This is a genomic window from Bradyrhizobium sp. Mp19 (genome assembly GCF_029952935.1).
GTDB classification, from domain to species: Bacteria; Pseudomonadota; Alphaproteobacteria; order Rhizobiales; family Xanthobacteraceae; genus Bradyrhizobium; species Bradyrhizobium elkanii.
The window spans coordinates 35942-53253 of sequence record NZ_JASAUT010000011.1 but is presented as its reverse complement, the minus strand read 5'-3'; the positions used below and the strand labels follow the sequence as shown (position 1 = coordinate 53253).

The window sequence follows — 17312 nt, the reverse complement described above, 5'->3', positions numbered from 1 at the left end:
GCGTGGTCGAGCGTCACGATGAGCGCGGAACCATGACCATCGGCGACGCCGCATATTCAATGTCGTCCTGGCGAAGGCCAGGACCCATTACCCCCACCGTTTATTATTGCGCGAAGCTGGGCCACGATCCCTTCCTCGACAAAGCCCTGTGGTGATTGGTCCTGGCCTTCGCCAGGACCACGAGGAGGCTGCAGACGGCGCCCCTGCGACAGCGGCAGGGCGGCTACGCGACGGGATGGGGCGTTTGGAGGCCCCAAGCCGTTGACCGCGCAGGCGCTTTTGTGGCCTAGTCCGCCGTCCCCGGATGGGACCCGAAAATCACCCAAAGCCACCCAAAATCCTTGCGATTTCATGACCGCCGAACGCTATAACGCCCGTGAATCCGAACCCCGCTGGCAGCGCCTGTGGGACGAAAAGGCGATCTTCGCCTCCAAGAACGACGATCCGCGGCCGAAATACTATGTGCTCGAGATGTTCCCCTATCCGTCGGGGCGCATCCATATCGGCCATGTCCGCAACTACACGCTCGGCGACGTGCTGGCGCGCTTCATGCGCGCCAGGGGCTACAATGTGCTGCACCCGATGGGCTGGGACGCGTTCGGCCTGCCGGCCGAGAATGCCGCGATCGAGCGCAAGGTGGCGCCGAAGGCCTGGACCTACGACAACATCGCCGCGATGAAGAAGCAGCTGCGGTCGATCGGGCTGTCGCTCGACTGGTCGCGCGAATTCGCGACCTGCGACCCCAGCTACTACAAGCATCAGCAGAAGATGTTTTTGGACATGCTGCGCACCGGCCTCGCCGAGCGCGAGAAGCGCAAGCTGAACTGGGATCCGGTCGACATGACCGTGCTCGCCAACGAGCAGGTGATCGACGGCCGCGGCTGGCGCTCGGGCGCCGTCGTCGAACAGCGCGAGATGAGCCAGTGGGTCTTCAAGATCACGAAGTACTCGCAGGAGCTCCTGGAAGCGCTGGATGGTCTCGACCGCTGGCCCGACAAAGTGCGGCTGATGCAGCGCAACTGGATCGGCCGCTCCGAGGGCCTGTTGATCCGCTTCGCGCTGGATGCGGCGACCACGCCGGCGGGCGAAAGCGAGCTGAAGATCTTCACCACGCGGCCGGACACGCTGTTCGGCGCCAAGTTCATGGCGATCTCGGCGGATCACCCGCTGGCGCAGGCGGCTGCCGCGAAGAACCCGAAGCTCGCGGAGTTCATCGCCGACATCAAGAAGATCGGCACCGCGCAGTCGATCATCGACACCGCCGAGAAGCAGGGCTTCGACACCGGCATCAAGGCGGTGCATCCGTTCGATCCGAGCTGGAAGCTGCCGGTCTATGTCGCGAACTTCGTGCTGATGGAATACGGCACGGGCGCGATCTTCGGCTGCCCGGCGCACGACCAGCGCGACCTCGACTTCGTCAACAAGTACGATCTCGGCAACACGCCGGTGGTCTGCCCCGAGGGCCAGGACCCGAAGACGTTCGTCATATCAGACGTCGCCTATGACGGCGACGGCCGCATGATCAATTCGCGCTTCCTCGACGGCATGACAATCGAAGCGGCCAAGGAAGAGGTCGCCAAGCGGCTCGAGGCTGAGTTGCGTGCCTTGCCAGGGGAAGGAAGGTTGGCTCCGGTCGGCGAGCGGCAGGTGAATTTCCGCCTGCGCGACTGGGGCATTTCGCGCCAGCGCTACTGGGGCTGCCCGATCCCGGTGATCCATTGTCCGAAATGCGACGTGGTGCCGGTGCCCGACGACCAGCTGCCGGTGACGCTGCCGGAGGATGTCAGCTTCGACAAGCCGGGCAACGCGCTCGACCATCATCCGACCTGGAAGCATGTGACTTGCCCCAAGTGCGGCGGCAAGGCCGTGCGCGAGACCGACACGATGGACACCTTCGTGGACTCGTCGTGGTACTTCGCGCGCTTCACCGACCCGTGGAACGAGACCGCGCCGACCACGCCCGCGGTCGCCAACCGGATGATGCCGGTCGACCAGTATATCGGCGGCGTCGAGCACGCGATCCTGCATCTGCTCTACAGCCGCTTCTTCACCCGCGCGATGAAGGCGACCGGCCACGTCGACATGAGCGAGCCGTTCGCCGGCATGTTCACCCAGGGCATGGTGGTGCACGAGACCTACCAGAAGGCCGATGGCAGCTGGGTCACGCCGGCCGAGGTGAAGATCGAGGTCGGCGGCAACGGCCGCCGCGCGGTGCTGATGGCGACCGGCGAGGACGTCGCGATCGGCCCGATCGAGAAGATGTCGAAGTCGAAAAAGAACACCGTCGACCCCGACGACATCATCGCGAGCTACGGCGCCGACGTCGCCCGCTGGTTCATGCTCTCGGACTCGCCGCCGGACCGCGACGTGATCTGGAGCGACGAGCGCGTGCAGGGTGCCTCACGCTTCGTGCAGCGGCTGTGGCGGCTGGTGAACGAATCGGCCGAGATCGCCAAGGCCGCCCCGGCGGCCCGGCCGGCGACGTTCGGGACCGAGGCATTGGCGCTGCGCAAGGCGGCCCATGGCGCGCTGGACAAGGTGTCGTCCGGGATCGAGCGGCTGCATTTCAACGTGTGCCTCGCCCATATCCGCGAGTTCGCCAATGCGCTGTCCGAGGTGCTGACGAAAGGCGACAAGCCGGCGCCGGACCTCGCTCCAGATGTTTCTTGGGCGGTCAAGGAGGCGGCGACCATCCTGGTGCAGCTGTTCTCGCCGATGATGCCGCATTTGGCTGAGGAGTGCTGGGTGGTTCTGGGCCAGACCGGGCTGGTTTCCGAGGCCGATTGGCCACAAATCGAGCGCGATTTGCTGGTCGAAGACAGCGTGACCCTGGTCGTCCAGGTCAACGGTAAAAAACGAGGTGATGTTACCGTGCCACGGGCGGCGCAAAATGCGGATATAGAGGCTGCCGTTTTGGCGCTCGATGCGGTAAAAGCCGCCTTGGGTGGCAAAGCCGTCCGCAAGGTGATCGTGGTGCCCATGAGGATCGTCAATGTTGTCGGCTAGGATCAGGATCGCCGCCCGGCTCGTGGCCGTGGCTGCCTTGGCCGCGCTGACGGCCGGATGCTTCCAGCCGATGTATGCCGAGCGCACCCTCGACGGCCAGTCGTCAGCCCTGCGCGAGAAGCTGATGGGCGTCGAGGTTCCGCCGGTCGACAAGCCGAACGCCTCGCGCGAGGCCCGGGTCGGCGTCGAGGTCCGCAACGCCCTCGCCTTCAAGCTCTACGGCACCGCCACCGGCGCACCGCCGACGCATCGGCTGGTGCTGCGCTTCACCACCAGCCGCTCCTCATTGATGATCGACCAGGCCACCGCGCTGCCGACCAGCGAGAACTACGGCATCGATGCCCAGTTCAACCTGGTCGAGATCGCGTCGAACAAGTCTGTCATGACCGGCACCACGTTCTCGCGCGTGTCCTATGACATGCCCGGCTCCTACCAGCGTTTCGCCCGCGCCCGCGCCTTCCGCGACGCCGAGGACCGCGCCGCGCAGGAGATCGCCGACAACATCCAGACCCGCCTCGCCTCCTTCTTCTCCACCGGAACCTGATCGCCGCATTGGTCGCGCTTCGCGGAAAAGAGATCGACAGCTTCCTCGCCCGGCCTGACGCCGGCCGTCCGATCATCCTGCTGTACGGCCCGGACTTAGGCCTGGTGCGCGAGCGTGCCGACGCGCTGATGGCCTCCGCGGTCGACGATCCCAACGATCCGTTCTCGCTGGTGCGGCTCGATGGCGACGAGCTCGCCGCCGAGCCGTCGCGGCTGGTCGACGAGGCCATGACGGTGCCGCTGTTCGGCAGCCGCCGCGCCATCCGCGTCCGCGCCGGCTCGCGCAACTTTTCCAGCGGCGTCGAGACACTGACCGAGACCACCGCGCTCAGGGATTGCCGCATCGTGATCGAGGCCGGCGAGCTCAGGCCGGAATCGCCGCTGCGCAAGATCTGCGAGCGCGCCAAGAATGCAGTGGCGATCGGCTGCTATCCCGACACCGAGCGCGACCTGACCAAGCTGATCGAGGACGAGCTGCGCGTATCGAATCTGCGGCTCGCGCAGGATGCGCGCGCGGTACTGATGTCGCTGCTCGGCGGCGACCGCATGGCCTCGCGCAACGAGCTGCGCAAGCTTGCGCTGTTCGCGCACGGCAAGGGCGAGATCACGCTCGAGGACGTCATGACCGTGGTGTCCGACGCCTCCGAGCTGAAGCTCGATCCGATCGTCGACGGCGCCTTCGCCGGCAACGCCGCGCTGGTCGAGAGCGAGTTCACGAAAGCAATGGTCGCCGGCACCTATCCCGGCGTGATCATCTCGGCCGCGCAGCGCCAGGCGGCATGGCTGCACAAATCGGCGCTGGCGATCGCGGACGGCACGCCGGCGTCAGCCGTGCTCGACGGCGGATTTCCGCGGCTGCACTTCTCGCGCAAGCCTGCGGTCGAGATCGCGCTGCGCAATTTCACGCCGCCGCGGCTGGTGAACGTGATCGATCAGCTCGCCACCGCGGCGCTCGACATGCGCAAACAGGCCTCGCTCGCAGCCGTGATCGCACAGCGCGCACTGCTCTCGATCGCGGCGAACGCAAAGCGGCGGGGGTGATATCGAGCTGTATTTGGAAACGTCATTGCGAGCGAAGCGAAGCAATCCACCGCTCCGCACGCGCGGAAAGATGGATTGCTTCGTCGCTATCGCTCCTCGCAATGACGTGGAGGGACGACGGAAAAACTAACCGCCCTCGAGCCGCCGCACCACCTCGTCGAGTTGCTCGAGGTTGCGGTAGCTGATCTGCACGGTGCCGCCGGGATCGCGATGGCTGACGGTGACGGCAAGGCCGAGCGCATCGCTGACACGCTTTTCCAGCGCCAGCGTATCGGCATCCTTGTCGACCTTGGCCGCGCTGCCACTGCGCGCCTTCTGTGGCTTGCGCTCCGGCACGCCCTCCTCATGCGCCAGCGCCTCGGCCTGGCGGACGTTGAGACCTTCGGCGACGATGCGCTTCGCGGCGGTGAGCGGATCCGGCACGCCGATCAGCGCGCGGGCGTGGCCGGCGGAGAGATCGCCTTTCGAGATCAGCGCCTGCACCTCGGCGGGCAGCTTGGTCAGCCGCATCATGTTGGCGACATGGCTGCGGCTCTTGCCGACGATCTTGGCAATGTCTTCCTGGCTGCGTTTGAACTCGTCGGCGAGCGCGTGATAGCCCTGCGCCTCTTCCATTGCATTGAGGTCTTCGCGCTGGACGTTCTCGATGATCATGATCTCGAGCGCGTCGGAATCGGAGACCTCGACCGGCACGATCGGCACTTCGTGCAGGCCGGCGAGCTGCGAGGCGCGCCAGCGGCGCTCGCCGGCGATGATCTCGTAGCGGTCCTGCGCGCCCTTGATCGCGCGCACCACGATCGGCTGGATCACACCGCGCTGCCGAATCGAATCGGCGAGCTCGCCGAGTTCGGTGTCGGCGAAGCTGCGCCGCGGGTTGCGCGGGTTGGCCTTGAGGAATTCGATCGGCACCTTGCGCTGGCTGCGCGGCCGCTCGACATGTGCGGCCGCCTCGCCGCCGACATCTCCGATCAGGCTTGCCAGCCCGCGCCCCAGTCGCGAACGCGCTTCATCGGCCATTGTTGCGAGCTCCCTTGGATTCACACGCAGTACTCCAGACTTGAATTTCAGAAGAAACGTAGGATGGGTAGAGCGAAGCGAAACCCATCGCGGCTCGCAATGAGGGTGATGGGTTTCGCTTCGCTCTACCCATCCTACGCAACATCAATGCGTGCGCAGCTCGCGCTCGCGCTGGATCACTTCGGTGGCGAGCTTGAGATACGCATCGCTGCCGGCGCATTTGAGGTCGTAGACCAGGACCGGCTTGCCGTAGGACGGCGCCTCGGAGATGCGCACGTTGCGCGGGATCATGGTGTCGTAGACCTTGTCGCCCATGAACTGGCGCACGTCGGCAACGACCTGGTTGGAGAGGTTGTTGCGCGAGTCGAACATGGTCAGCACGATGCCGTGGATCGACAGGCTCGGATTGAGCGTCGAGCGCACCTGCTCCACGGTCTGCAGCAATTGCGACAGACCTTCGAGCGCAAAGAACTCGCATTGCAGCGGCACCAGAATCGCGTCCGACGCCGCCATCGCATTCACCGTGAGCAAATTGAGCGAAGGCGGGCAGTCGATCAGCACATAGGTGTAGTCGGCTTCCGGCGAGACGTTGTTGTTCAGCCCTGCGATCGCATCGCGCAGCCGGAACGCGCGACCCGGCGTGGTGCCGAGCTCGAGCTCGAGGCCGGAGAGGTCCATGGTGGAAGCGGCGATATGTAGCCGCGGCACCGCGGTCGCGACCACGGCATCGCGCAGCGGCGCCTCGCCGATCAGCACGTCATAGGTCGAGCAGCTGCGGTTGCGGCGATCGATACCGAGGCCGGTCGAGGCGTTGCCCTGCGGATCGAGATCGACGATCAGGACACGCTCGCCAATCGCAGCGAGTGCGGTGCCAAGATTGATCGCTGTGGTGGTCTTGCCGACGCCGCCCTTCTGGTTGGCGAGCGACAGGATGCGCGGATGACCAGGCGGCTGGGACGCCTTATCCTCTTGATAAACCTCGTCCATCACAGTCATACCAAATACCATTTGCTCTCGCGGAGTGCCCTAGCGCCGCTCGATTGACCCGAGTTCGACGATCCAGCCCTGTCCGCCGGTGCGGCTGGCGTGTAGCTTTGGCTCAATAATCCAATATTTAGTGGCCTCGGTCAATTCGGCCTCTACATCTTGCCCCTTCAAAAACAGCGCCTTGGCGCCGTTTTTGACCCACGGCTCCGCAAAGCCGATGAGTTGATGTAACGGAGCCAGCGCCCGCGCGGTGACGCAATCGATGGGCCCCGGGATTCTATCCACAGTATCCCCGATATCAGCCAGATGCACCGTCCCCGGCGAGCCAGTCACCCGTATCGCCTCGCGCAAGAATGCCGCCTTCTTGGCGATTCGCTCAACCAAATGAATCGACGCGCCCGGTGTCTCGGCCAGCACGCAGGCCAGCACGACGCCGGGAAAGCCGCCGCCGCTGCCGAGATCGACCCACGACTTCGCCGACGGTGCCAAGCTCAGAAGCTGCAGCGAATCGGAGACGTGGCGGGTCCAGAGGGCAGGCAGCGTCGATGGCGCGACAAGGTTGGTCTTGGCCTGCCACGCCAGGAGGAGGGCGATGTAGCGATCGAGCCGCGCTTCTGTTTCACGTGAAACAGGCGTCAGCGCGAGCGCCGCGGCCTTATCCTTGGCGGAGACATTGAGTTCGGCGGATTGCGAAATTGAAGCCATTCTCTGGAATGCCCGTCGGGCCCGTCATTGCGAGCGAAGCAAAGCAATCCATAGTCCCACCTGAGAAGCGATGGATTGCTTCGTCGCTTCCGCTCTTCGCAATGACGGGGCGGCCTCCCGTTTCACGTGAAACGTCAGGCAGATGCCTTCGCAGTCTTCCGTCGCGCCTCGCGCCGCAGATAGGCCGCCAGAATACCCAGCGCCGCCGGTGTCATCCCGTCAATCCGGCCCGCCTGGCCGACCGTCCGCGGCTGCGCCTTCTGCAACTTGGCGCGCGCCTCGTTCGAAAGACCGGGGACATCGGCATAGTCGACGTCGGTCAGAACCAGACCCTCGTCACGCCGGAAAGCGTCAACATCGGCGGTCTGGCGCTTCAGATAGACATCGTATTTGGCATCGATCTCGAGATGCACAGCGATCGTAGGGTCAATGGCCGACAGCTCCGGCCAGATCGCCTGGACCGCAGGCCACTCGATCTCCGGATAGGCCAGCAATTCGAAGGCCGATCGGCGATGGCCGTCGCGATTGAGCGCGAGACCGTGCTTGGCGGCCTCATTCGGTGTGACCGCAAGCGACTTCGCCAGCGTCTTCGCAGCGTCGAGTGCCGCCATCTTGGTCCGATGGCGCTCGGCCCGCGCCGTTCCGACGCATCCGAGCGCAATGCCCTTGTCGGTCAGGCGCTGGTCGGCATTGTCGGCTCGCAGCGTCAGCCGGTATTCGGCGCGCGAGGTGAACATGCGGTACGGCTCGGTGATCCCGCGGGTCACGAGATCGTCGATCATTACGCCGAGATAGCCGTCGGCGCGGTCGAACACGATCGGATCGGCACTGCCGGCAGCGAGAGCGGCATTGAGCCCGGCAACAACGCCCTGCCCCGCCGCCTCCTCATAGCCCGTGGTGCCATTGATCTGGCCGGCCAGGAAAAGTCCGCGCAGACGCTTGGTCTGCAGGGTCGGATCGAGCTCGCGCGGGTCGACGTGGTCGTATTCGATCGCGTAGCCCGGCCGGACCATCTTCACCCGCTCGAGACCGGGGATGCTGGCGAGGATCGCGAGCTGGACCTCTTCCGGCAGCGAGGTCGAGATGCCGTTCGGATAGACCGTGGTGTCGTCGAGCCCTTCCGGCTCCAGGAAGATCTGATGGCCGTCGCGGTCGCCGAAGCGGACGATCTTGTCCTCGATCGAGGGGCAATAGCGCGGTCCGGAGCTCTTGATCTGACCGGAATACATCGGCGAGCGATGCACATTGGCCCGGATCACCTCATGGGTCGCGGGCGTCGTCCGGGTGATGCCGCACTGGATCTGTGGGGTCGTAATCCGGTCAGTCATCACCGAAAACGGCTCCGGAGGCTCGTCTCCGGGCTGCATTTCGACCGCGGACCAGTCGATCGTGGTGCCGTCGAGGCGCGGCGGCGTCCCGGTCTTGAGCCGGCCGAGCACAAACCCTGCCCGTTCGAAGGAAGCCGACAGGCCCATGGCCGGCGCCTCGCCGACCCGGCCCGCCGGCCAATTCTTCTCCCCGAGATGGATCAGACCACGCAAGAAGGTGCCGGTCGTGATGACAACCGCCCCCGCCGACAGCCGGCGGCCATCGCCCAGGCAAATGCCGGTCACGCGGCCGTCGAAAACGACCAATTCATCCGCCTCGCCTTCGATGACGCTGAGGTTCGCGGTCTCCGTGATCGCCGCCTGCATCGCTGCGGCATAAAGCTTGCGGTCGGCCTGGGCCCGGGGGCCACGGACCGCCGGACCCTTCCGGCGATTGAGCATGCGAAACTGGATGCCGCCGGCATCGGCCACGCGGCCCATCAGACCGTCAAGCGCGTCGACTTCGCGGACCAGATGGCCTTTGCCGAGCCCGCCGATGGCGGGATTGCAGGACATCGCGCCAATGGTCGCGAAACGATGCGTCACCAGGGCGGTCTTTGCGCCCATCCGGGCAGCAGCGCTCGCGGCTTCGCAGCCGGCATGGCCGCCGCCGATGACGATGACGTCAAATGAGTCTGCCCTGGAAATCATGGCGGGACTTCTATCGTGGAGTCATGAAAGCCGGAAGAACGAAGTTGGGATCGCCGCTCTGAGACCGAAGCCCGAGGCAAATATGGACTGGTCCGCGCCGCTCGCAATGATAGACGGAGCTGTTTCACGTGAAACAGGACGAGGGTTCCTTAACCAGATCGAAACCATGTTTCACGTGAAACAGATGGGCGGGCGCTACTTCCCGACGCAGAATTCGCGGAAGATGGCGTCCAGAATGTCTTCAACGTCCACCCGGCCGAGCAGACGACCGAGTGAGTAGGCGGCCCGGCGGAGTTCCTCCGCCGCCAGCTCTTCGCCCTGCCCGACCACGTCGATGCTGCGCTGGAGAGATTCGATAGTCTCCTGCAGCAAACCGCGCTGCCGCGTCCGGCTGATCAAGCCGCCTTCGCTGGTCCCAAAATAGTCCTGAGCGAACCCGACCAGCGCGGCGATGAGTTCCGACAACCCATCGCCACGAGCAGCCGAGATCCTGAATTCGGGGAAACTGCCGCCCTCGCCCGCCGTGGTCCTGACCAGGTCGATCTTGTTCCGCACCAGCCAGGTCGGGGTCACGCCGCCATGTCCCGCCTTTGCATCGCCACTGTCGGCCAGCCACAGCACCAGGTCTGCTTCCGCGGCGCGGGCGCGGGCGCGGCGGACACCCTCCTGCTCGACCGGGTCATCGGTCTCGCGAATCCCGGCGGTGTCGATGACCGTCACTGGATAGCCATCGAGATCGAGCTGCACCTCGATCACATCGCGGGTCGTGCCGGCATACGGCGAGACGATCGCGACCTCGCGCTTGGCGAGCTGATTGATCAGGGTCGATTTGCCGACATTCGGCGGACCCGCGATCGCGACCACCAGGCCGTCGCGCAGCCGCTCGCTTTGCCCCTGCCCTGCAAGGACCTGCTTGATCTCATCATGCAGCGCGCGGACCTTCTCGAGCGCCGGTGCGATCAGCTCGGCCGGCACATCGCCTTCATCGGAGAAATCGATGCCGGCCTCGATCAGCGCCGACGCCGCAATGATCCGCTCGCGCCAGTCGCGCGCGCGGTCGCCGAGCAGCCCCTTCAGCTGGCGCAATGCCTGACGCCTCTGACGGTCAGTGTCGGCGTGGATCAGGTCGTCCAGGCCCTCGGCCTCGGTCAGGTCGAGCTTGCCATTCTCGAAGGCCCGCCGGGTGAATTCACCGGGCTCGGCCGGCCGCACGTTGTCGAATGCCGCGATCGCATCGAACATCGCCGACAACACCGCGCGTCCGCCATGGACATAAAATTCGGCGACGTCTTCGCCGGTCGCACTCGCCGGGCCTGGAAACCACAGCACCACCGCGTCATCGATCGGTTGATGGCTCGAATCGTGGAGCAGCGCGCGGGTCGCCAGCCGCGGCATCGGCGTCTTGCCCGCCAGTCCTGCAATGACCGACTCGGCCATTGGACCAGACAGCCTGATGATGGCGATCGCACTCGGCGGCCGCCCCGAGGATAACGCAAAGATGGTCTGGTCGCGTGGATGCATCGCTTATTTCTTCCAGCAAAATCGGCAAAGGCAATGCCGCTTCGATTTCGCACGCCCTACCGGACTATACTGCACTGCAGCATAGTCCAATTTCACTGCAACAGCCGCGCAGCAATTATGCTGCGGTGTCGCCAGCTAGATCACAAAGCTACGATGGAAATATAAATAAAGTCAGACAGTTAAATAGAAACCCAGCGCGGAGAGCGGCTCCATTTATGCTGCACTTCGGTGCAGCAAATCCGCAGCATGAAAAAAGGCGCCCCGTTTGTGCGGAGCGCCCTATTCTTTTCGGCCGCGGCCTCAGGTGTTCATGGAATCGAAGAATTCCGAGTTGCTCTTCGTGTTGCGGAGCTTGTCGAGCAGGAAGTCGATGGCGTCCATGGTGCCCATCGGATTGAGGATGCGGCGCAGGACGTACATCTTCTTGAGCACCTGCGGATCGGTGATCAGCTCCTCCTTGCGGGTGCCTGAACGGGCAATATCGATCGCCGGGAAGGTCCGCTTGTCCGAAACCTTACGGTCAAGGATCAGTTCGGAGTTACCGGTGCCCTTGAACTCTTCGAAGATGACTTCGTCCATGCGGCTGCCGGTATCGACCAGCGCGGTCGCGATGATAGTCAGCGAACCGCCCTCCTCGATGTTGCGCGCGGCACCGAAGAAGCGCTTCGGCCGCTGCAACGCGTTGGCGTCGACACCGCCGGTCAGCACCTTGCCGGATGACGGCACGACGGTGTTGTAGGCGCGGCCGAGGCGCGTGATCGAATCGAGCAGGATCACGACATCGCGGCCGTGCTCGACGAGACGCTTGGCCTTCTCGATCACCATCTCGGCGACCTGGACGTGACGTACCGCGGGCTCGTCGAAGGTCGACGACACCACCTCGCCCTTCACCGAGCGCTGCATGTCCGTGACTTCTTCCGGACGCTCGTCGATCAGAAGCACGATCAGATAGCAGTCGGGATGATTGGCGGTGATGGAGTGCGCGATGTTCTGCATCAGCACCGTCTTGCCGGTGCGCGGCGGCGCCACGATCAGCGCGCGCTGTCCCTTGCCGATCGGCGCGACGATATCGATCACGCGGGCGGAAAGGTCCTTCTTGGTGGAATCCTCAAGCTCCATGCGGAAACGCTGATTGGGAAACAGCGGCGTGAGGTTGTCGAAATTGACCTTGTGCTTGGCCTTCTCGGGATCCTCGAAATTGAGCGTATTGACCTTCAGCAGCGCGAAGTAGCGTTCGCCTTCCTTCGGGCTGCGGATGTGTCCTTCGATGGTGTCGCCGGTGCGCAGGCCGAAGCGGCGGATTTGCGAGGGCGAAACGTAGATGTCGTCGGGGCCGGGCAGGTAGTTCGCGTCGGGCGAACGAAGGAAGCCGAAGCCGTCGGACAGCACCTCCACGACGCCCTCGCCGACAATGTCGGTCTCGGCGGCGGCGAGGTTTTTGAGAATTGCGAACATCAGCTCCTGCTTGCGCATGGTGCTGGCATTCTCGACCCCATTCTCTTCCGCAAACGAGACGAGCTCGGCCGGCGTTTTCGATTTGAGGTCCTGGAGTTTGATTTCCCGCATTGGGGTCGTCCTGTGAGGAAGTAAGTAGGGAAGGGGTGCGAGGTGGCTTTGGAAAAAGCGGACGCCAAAGGAAGGTCCGCAGGTCTCAGCCAGGAAAGTGCCGTTTGGGCTTTCAAACCTGATGCGGCGCCGGTCCGAAAAGAACCGGAACGCGACCACATCCGCCTGCGTGGGGTGGGATAAATCCTATATAGAAAATCGATTCGTCCTTCGCAAGAAGGACTGAAGCATGCGTCTTGAGCATCGTGATGTCTAGAACGGCTTCACCACCACCATGATCACGATCAGGATCATCAGAACCGTCGGCACCTCGTTGATAATACGATAGAATTTCTGGCTACGCTGATTCCGGTCGGCGGCGAAATCCTTCACGCAGCGGGACAAAAAGCCGTGGATACCCGACATGGCGAGCACCAGCGCAAATTTGACGTGAAACCAGCCAGATAGGTACCAGTGTCCGGCCCAGACCAGGAAAAGCCCGGCCAGCCAGGTCACGATCATCGCGGGGTTGATGATCCCCTTCAAAAGCCGCCGCTCCATGACCTTGAAGGTCTCGGACTGTTTGGAGCCGACCTCGGCCTCGCAATGATAGACGAACAGCCGCGGCAGATAGAGCATGCCGGCCATCCACGAGATCACGGCGACGATGTGCAGGGCCTTGACCCAGGCATAGATCGGCAGGGCGTTGATCCAGTCGAACATCGCAGTGATGCCTTTCAGGGGGAACAGTTCGGGAGGGCTCAGCGTTGCGCGCAAGGCTTCGCCAGCGAGGGACGGATACATATCCGCACACACGGCTCTCCTAAACCTAATTAATTTTAGAATCTAAGGTTTGAGTCTTAATGGCAGTGAATTTGACTCATGCAATCCGGTCCAGCGGTTCTTGCGGTCTTGTTCACATCCCTCAACATTCCGCTCGACGGCAGCGGATATCCGGAATCTCTCGCAGGACTCAATTGGTTGCGCGCGTCTGTGGCCAGCTTATGAAGAGACAAATCCACACGGGTTCACTATCATCCTGCCTGTGACGTCGACTTATCCTATTGCGGGGTGCTGTGAAGAAAGGGACGAGATATACAGAGCCCGGGCGTCGGACCCGGATTCTTCTCCTCGACCTCCACAGGGATTCACAGGTTAGACAGGGGCTCTGGTGCCGACGACTTCCAATTATTTTCACCTGCATCTGGTGTCGGACTCGACCGGCGAGACGCTGATTACCGTGGCGCGCGCGGTCGCCGCGCAATACGCCAACGTGACCGCGGTCGAGCATGTCTATCCCCTGGTGCGCAGCCAGAAGCAGCTTGATCGCGTGCTCGACGAGATCGAGGAGTCGCCCGGCATCGTCCTGTTCACGCTGCTGGAAAAGGATCTGGTCGGCCGGCTCGAGGGCAAGTGCAAGGAGATCAACGTTCCGAGCCTGTCGATCATCGGGCCTGTGATGCAGTTGTTCGAGGCGTATCTGGGTGCCGCGACGACCGGGCGCGTCGGCGCGCAGCACGTGCTGAACGCGGAATATTTCCGCCGCATCGATGCGCTGAACTACACGATGATGCATGACGATGGTCAGCATGTCGAAGGCCTCGAGGAGGCCGATGTCGTGTTGGTCGGGGTATCCCGCACCTCGAAGACACCGACCTCGATCTATCTCGCCAACCGCGGCATCCGAACGGCGAATGTGCCGCTGGTGCCGGGCATTCCGCTGCCGCACCAGCTCGAGACCTTGAAGAAGCCGCTGGTGGTCAGCCTGCATGCGACGCCCGAGCGCCTGATCCAGGTCCGGCAGAACCGCCTGCTCACGATGGGCGACCGCGACAACGACACCTACATCGACAAGCAGTCGGTAGCCGACGAGGTCGCCTTTGCCCGGCGCCTCAGCGCGAAATTCAACTGGGCGCTGCTCGACGTGACGCGGCGTTCGATCGAGGAAACGGCTGCGGCGATCATGAAGCTCCATAACGACCGCCAGCGCGCGCGGCCGTCGGAATGATTCTCACGTCATGAGCATCTGGCGCGGCCCACAGAAGCTGATCCTCGCGTCGCAGAGCCGCGCGCGAAAGATGCTGCTTGAAAATGCCGGCCTCGATTTCGAGGCGCTGCCGGCCGACATCGACGAACGCGCGGTGCAGAAGAATTCCGGCCTTGCGGCGCCGGGCGAGATCGCGTTGCTCCTCGCGCGCGAGAAGGCGTTGTTCGTGTCCGGGCAGAGGCCCGGTCAATATGTCGTCGGCGCCGACCAGACGCTGGCGCTGGGGCAACGGATGTTCAGCAAGCCCGCCGGCCGCACGCAGGCTGCCGAGCAACTTAGCCTGCTCGCCGGACAGACCCATGAGCTGCATTCCGCCGTCTCGGTGGCACGCGATGGAAAGGTCCTGTTCGGCGATGTGAGCGTGGCCCGCATGACCATGCGGCGGCTCGCTGCCGGCGAGATCGAGAGCTATCTCGATCATGCCGGGGAGGCGGTGACGACCAGCGTCGGTGCCTACCAGCTCGAGGGCCTCGGCGTGTATCTGTTCGAGCGGATCGAAGGTGACCATTTCACCATCCTCGGCCTGCCGCTATTGTCGTTGCTGGCGTTCCTGCGCGGCGAGAAGCTGCTCGCGGTGTGAGGCGCGGAGGCGTGGCGACGAGAGAGATGCTGAACCGATGTTGATGCGATGCTGATTCTGGGACTGACCGGCTCGATCGGGATGGGGAAATCCACCACGGCCAAACTGTTCATGGAGGCCGGCGTGCCGGTGTACGACGCCGATGCGGCCGTGCATCAGCTCTATGAAGGCGAAGCCGCGCCGGCGATCGAGGCCGCCTTTCCCGGCACCACTGCCGGCGGCAAGGTCGATCGCACGAAACTGTCGGCGCGCGTGGTGCACGATCCTGCTGCGATGAAGCAGCTCGAGCAGATCGTGCATCCGATGCTCGGCGCGTCGCGCCAGAAATTCTTCGCCGATGCGGAAGCCGCAGGTAACCCGATCGTCGTTGTCGACGTGCCGCTATTGTTCGAGACCGGCGGCGAGAAGCGTGTCGATGCCGTCGTTGTCGTCACCACCTCGCCGGAACTGCAACGCGAGCGGGTGCTCGCCCGCGGCACGATGGATGCGGCCAAGCTCGACGCCATCATCGCCAAGCAGATGCCGGACGCCGAGAAGCGCAAGCGCGCGGATTTCATAGTGGATACCTCGCACGGACTCGATCCGGTGCGGGCGCGTATCCGCGACATTCTGGCTGAGGTCGTTAAGATGCCGAAGCGGCGCGCCTGATTCGCCCGCCTTTTCGGATTCATTCACGTCATGCGCGAAATCGTTCTCGATACCGAAACCACTGGCCTCGATCCGCTGCGCGGCGACCGGCTGGTGGAGATCGGCTGCGTCGAGATCTTCAACCGCATGCCGACCGGACAGACCTACCACGTCTACATCAATCCCGAGCGCGACATGCCGGCCGAAGCGTTCGCCGTGCATGGGCTGTCGACCGAGTTCCTGGCCTCCAAGCCGCTGTTCAACGAGGTGGTCGACGAGTTCCTGGCCTTCATCGGCGATACGCCGCTGGTGATCCACAACGCGTCGTTCGACATCAGCTTCATCAACGCCGAGCTCGACCGCATCAAGCGGAAGGCGATCCCGAAGGACCAGCTGGTCGATACGCTGCTGCTGGCACGGCGCAAGCATCCCGGCGTGTCGAACCGGCTCGACGATCTCTGCTCGCGATATCAGATCGACAATTCCCGCCGCACCAAGCACGGCGCCTTGCTCGACGCCGAGCTGCTGGCCGAGGTCTATATCGATCTGATCGGAGCGCGGCAGTCGCAGCTGATCCTGGCGTCGGAAACGTCGGATGCGCGCGCGGGCGGCCATAGTGGTGATACGCCGCGGCGGCAGCGCGAGACCCCGCTACTCGCGCGGGTCAGTGACGCCGATCGAGAGGCCCACCGGGCCTTCATCGCCACGCTCGGCGACAAGCCGATCTGGAACGATTACCTGCCGCCGCCAGCGCCTGCCGCAGCACCGGCGGCTTGATTCAAGACAGGTCGGGGCGCAGTTCCGTCATCCCCGCGCAAAGGCTTCGCCTTTGTCGCTGCAGGTGCGAGCTCTTGCGAGCCTCGAAGGATGCACGGCCCGGCTGGCGGCCGTCGATCCTTCGAGACGCCTGCAAGCGCGGGCTCCTCAGGATGACGGATCACACTTCCGCGCGTGTTACATTTTCTCGAGTTTAGAACTCAGCTCGGCTTGACGCCGGGAGCAGCCTGGGCGGCCGCCTGCCGCTCCATGTTCTGGCGGTAGAGACCGAGGAAATCGACGGGGTCGAGCAACAAAGGCGGGAAGCCGCCGTCGCGGACCGCGGTCGCGACGATCTCGCGTGCGAACGGGAACAGCAGCCGCGGGCACTCGATCATGACCAGCGGGTGCAGGTTCTCCTTCGGCACATTCACGATCCGGAAGACGCCGGCATAGGCGAGGTCGAAGCTGAACATCACCTTGCCTGCGGTCTCGGCCTTGCCCTCGATCGAGAGGATCACCTCGTACTCGTTCTCCGACAGGTTGTTGGCGGAGACGTTGATCTGGATGTTGATCGCCGGCTGCTGTTGCTGCTGGCCGAGCGAGGCCGGCGCATTCGGGTTTTCGAACGACAGGTCCTTGGTGTACTGCGCCAACACATTGAGCTGGGGAGCGGGCTGTTGTTCGACGGGGGCGCCGTTGCCATTGGTCATGAAAATGTCTCCTGGAGCAGCGCTCGATGGACAGAATGTCCGACGGCACGCGTTAAGGTGTTGAGAATGCCGATGCCGGGCGAGTGGCTATCATAGGCCCGGCTCGGTCCACAAGGACGACGAACGGGCGCGTTCCGGCGGGTCCGCGGCAAGTTCTCCCGGCAAAGGGCGGCGCGCGTGAGCCTGTCCAATCTCTTAACAGCTTC

General features: G+C 63.9%; 15 protein-coding genes. 7 read left to right on the top strand and 8 right to left on the bottom strand.

All coding sequences use genetic code 11. The features are described 5' to 3' along the window. The first annotated feature begins 351 nt into the window (after window positions 1-351). From leuS to holA, 3 genes are read left to right on the top strand one after another with little or no spacing between them, the layout of a single operon-like run. Window positions 352-3006, top strand: coding sequence for a leucine--tRNA ligase (gene leuS, locus QJT82_RS15595; protein ID WP_028342006.1), 2655 nt, complete (start codon window positions 352-354; stop codon window positions 3004-3006). Continuing rightward, on the top strand, window positions 2993-3550 hold the full coding sequence (gene lptE / locus QJT82_RS15590; RefSeq protein WP_028342005.1) for an LPS assembly lipoprotein LptE: 558 nt from the start codon (window positions 2993-2995) through the stop codon (window positions 3548-3550). Before leuS ends, lptE begins: the two co-directional genes overlap by 14 nt. An 8-nt stretch (window positions 3551-3558) precedes the next feature. Continuing rightward, complete coding sequence (gene holA / locus QJT82_RS15585) at window positions 3559-4590, top strand: DNA polymerase III subunit delta (protein ID WP_028342004.1); 1032 nt, start codon at window positions 3559-3561, stop codon at window positions 4588-4590. Window positions 4591-4716: 126 nt separating this feature from the next. Here holA and QJT82_RS15580 read toward each other — a convergent pair whose 3' ends face one another. The 7 genes from QJT82_RS15580 to hemJ form a co-directional block, all read right to left on the bottom strand. Further along, entirely contained in the window at window positions 4717-5607 is an 891-nt protein-coding gene (locus QJT82_RS15580) for a ParB/RepB/Spo0J family partition protein (RefSeq protein ID WP_028342003.1), read from the bottom strand. A 144-nt stretch (window positions 5608-5751) separates the two neighbouring features. Beyond that, window positions 5752-6603, bottom strand: coding sequence for a ParA family protein (locus QJT82_RS15575; RefSeq protein ID WP_028342002.1), 852 nt, complete (start codon window positions 6601-6603; stop codon window positions 5752-5754). A 30-nt stretch (window positions 6604-6633) separates the two neighbouring features. After that, window positions 6634-7299: a 16S rRNA (guanine(527)-N(7))-methyltransferase RsmG gene (gene rsmG / locus QJT82_RS15570; RefSeq protein WP_028342001.1), complete on the bottom strand. Its 666-nt coding sequence runs from the start codon at window positions 7297-7299 to the stop codon at window positions 6634-6636. Window positions 7300-7433: 134 nt separating this feature from the next. Next, the gene (mnmG, locus tag QJT82_RS15565) at window positions 7434-9317 is read right to left on the bottom strand and encodes a tRNA uridine-5-carboxymethylaminomethyl(34) synthesis enzyme MnmG (RefSeq protein WP_028342000.1); all 1884 of its coding nucleotides are present in this window, start codon (window positions 9315-9317) and stop codon (window positions 7434-7436) included. A 195-nt stretch (window positions 9318-9512) separates the two neighbouring features. Then, on the bottom strand, window positions 9513-10838 hold the full coding sequence (gene mnmE / locus QJT82_RS15560) for a tRNA uridine-5-carboxymethylaminomethyl(34) synthesis GTPase MnmE (protein WP_028341999.1): 1326 nt from the start codon (window positions 10836-10838) through the stop codon (window positions 9513-9515). 300 nt (window positions 10839-11138) lie between these two features. After that, on the bottom strand, window positions 11139-12404 hold the full coding sequence (rho, locus tag QJT82_RS15555) for a transcription termination factor Rho (protein WP_028341998.1): 1266 nt from the start codon (window positions 12402-12404) through the stop codon (window positions 11139-11141). A 252-nt stretch (window positions 12405-12656) separates the two neighbouring features. Then, complete coding sequence (gene hemJ, locus QJT82_RS15550; RefSeq protein WP_028341997.1) at window positions 12657-13079, bottom strand: protoporphyrinogen oxidase HemJ; 423 nt, start codon at window positions 13077-13079, stop codon at window positions 12657-12659. A 475-nt stretch (window positions 13080-13554) separates the two neighbouring features. Between hemJ and QJT82_RS15545 the strand changes: the two genes are divergently transcribed. From QJT82_RS15545 to dnaQ, 4 genes are read left to right on the top strand one after another with little or no spacing between them, the layout of a single operon-like run. After that, a complete protein-coding gene (locus QJT82_RS15545; protein ID WP_028341996.1) occupies window positions 13555-14391 on the top strand; it encodes a pyruvate, water dikinase regulatory protein in 837 nt (278 codons plus the stop codon). 10 nt (window positions 14392-14401) lie between these two features. After that, window positions 14402-15010: a Maf family protein gene (locus tag QJT82_RS15540; protein ID WP_028341995.1), complete on the top strand. Its 609-nt coding sequence runs from the start codon at window positions 14402-14404 to the stop codon at window positions 15008-15010. Window positions 15011-15058: 48 nt separating this feature from the next. After that, window positions 15059-15658, top strand: coding sequence for a dephospho-CoA kinase (gene coaE / locus QJT82_RS15535; RefSeq protein ID WP_028341994.1), 600 nt, complete (start codon window positions 15059-15061; stop codon window positions 15656-15658). Window positions 15659-15688: 30 nt separating this feature from the next. Further along, complete coding sequence (gene dnaQ, locus QJT82_RS15530) at window positions 15689-16414, top strand: DNA polymerase III subunit epsilon (RefSeq protein WP_028341993.1); 726 nt, start codon at window positions 15689-15691, stop codon at window positions 16412-16414. A 200-nt stretch (window positions 16415-16614) separates the two neighbouring features. On the opposite strand, the gene secB is transcribed toward dnaQ, so the two are convergent. Then, on the bottom strand, window positions 16615-17106 hold the full coding sequence (gene secB, locus QJT82_RS15525; RefSeq protein WP_028341992.1) for a protein-export chaperone SecB: 492 nt from the start codon (window positions 17104-17106) through the stop codon (window positions 16615-16617). Window positions 17107-17312: the final 206 nt, after the last annotated feature.

Excerpts from the sequence above, each read along its gene's own strand:
- leuS (WP_028342006.1), top strand. The coding sequence starts at position 352 with ATGACCGCCGAACGCTATAACGCCCGTGAATCCGAACCCCGCTGGCAG.
- lptE (WP_028342005.1), top strand. The coding sequence starts at position 2,993 with ATGTTGTCGGCTAGGATCAGGATCGCCGCCCGGCTCGTGGCCGTGGCT.
- QJT82_RS15580 (WP_028342003.1), bottom strand. The coding sequence starts at position 5,607 with ATGGCCGATGAAGCGCGTTCGCGACTGGGGCGCGGGCTGGCAAGCCTG.
- QJT82_RS15575 (WP_028342002.1), bottom strand. The coding sequence starts at position 6,603 with ATGACTGTGATGGACGAGGTTTATCAAGAGGATAAGGCGTCCCAGCCG.
- rsmG (WP_028342001.1), bottom strand. The coding sequence starts at position 7,299 with ATGGCTTCAATTTCGCAATCCGCCGAACTCAATGTCTCCGCCAAGGAT.
- mnmG (WP_028342000.1), bottom strand. The coding sequence starts at position 9,317 with ATGATTTCCAGGGCAGACTCATTTGACGTCATCGTCATCGGCGGCGGC.
- mnmE (WP_028341999.1), bottom strand. The coding sequence starts at position 10,838 with ATGCATCCACGCGACCAGACCATCTTTGCGTTATCCTCGGGGCGGCCG.
- rho (WP_028341998.1), bottom strand. The coding sequence starts at position 12,404 with ATGCGGGAAATCAAACTCCAGGACCTCAAATCGAAAACGCCGGCCGAG.
- QJT82_RS15540 (WP_028341995.1), top strand. The coding sequence starts at position 14,402 with ATGAGCATCTGGCGCGGCCCACAGAAGCTGATCCTCGCGTCGCAGAGC.
- coaE (WP_028341994.1), top strand. The coding sequence starts at position 15,059 with ATGCTGATTCTGGGACTGACCGGCTCGATCGGGATGGGGAAATCCACC.
- dnaQ (WP_028341993.1), top strand. The coding sequence starts at position 15,689 with ATGCGCGAAATCGTTCTCGATACCGAAACCACTGGCCTCGATCCGCTG.
- secB (WP_028341992.1), bottom strand. The coding sequence starts at position 17,106 with ATGACCAATGGCAACGGCGCCCCCGTCGAACAACAGCCCGCTCCCCAG.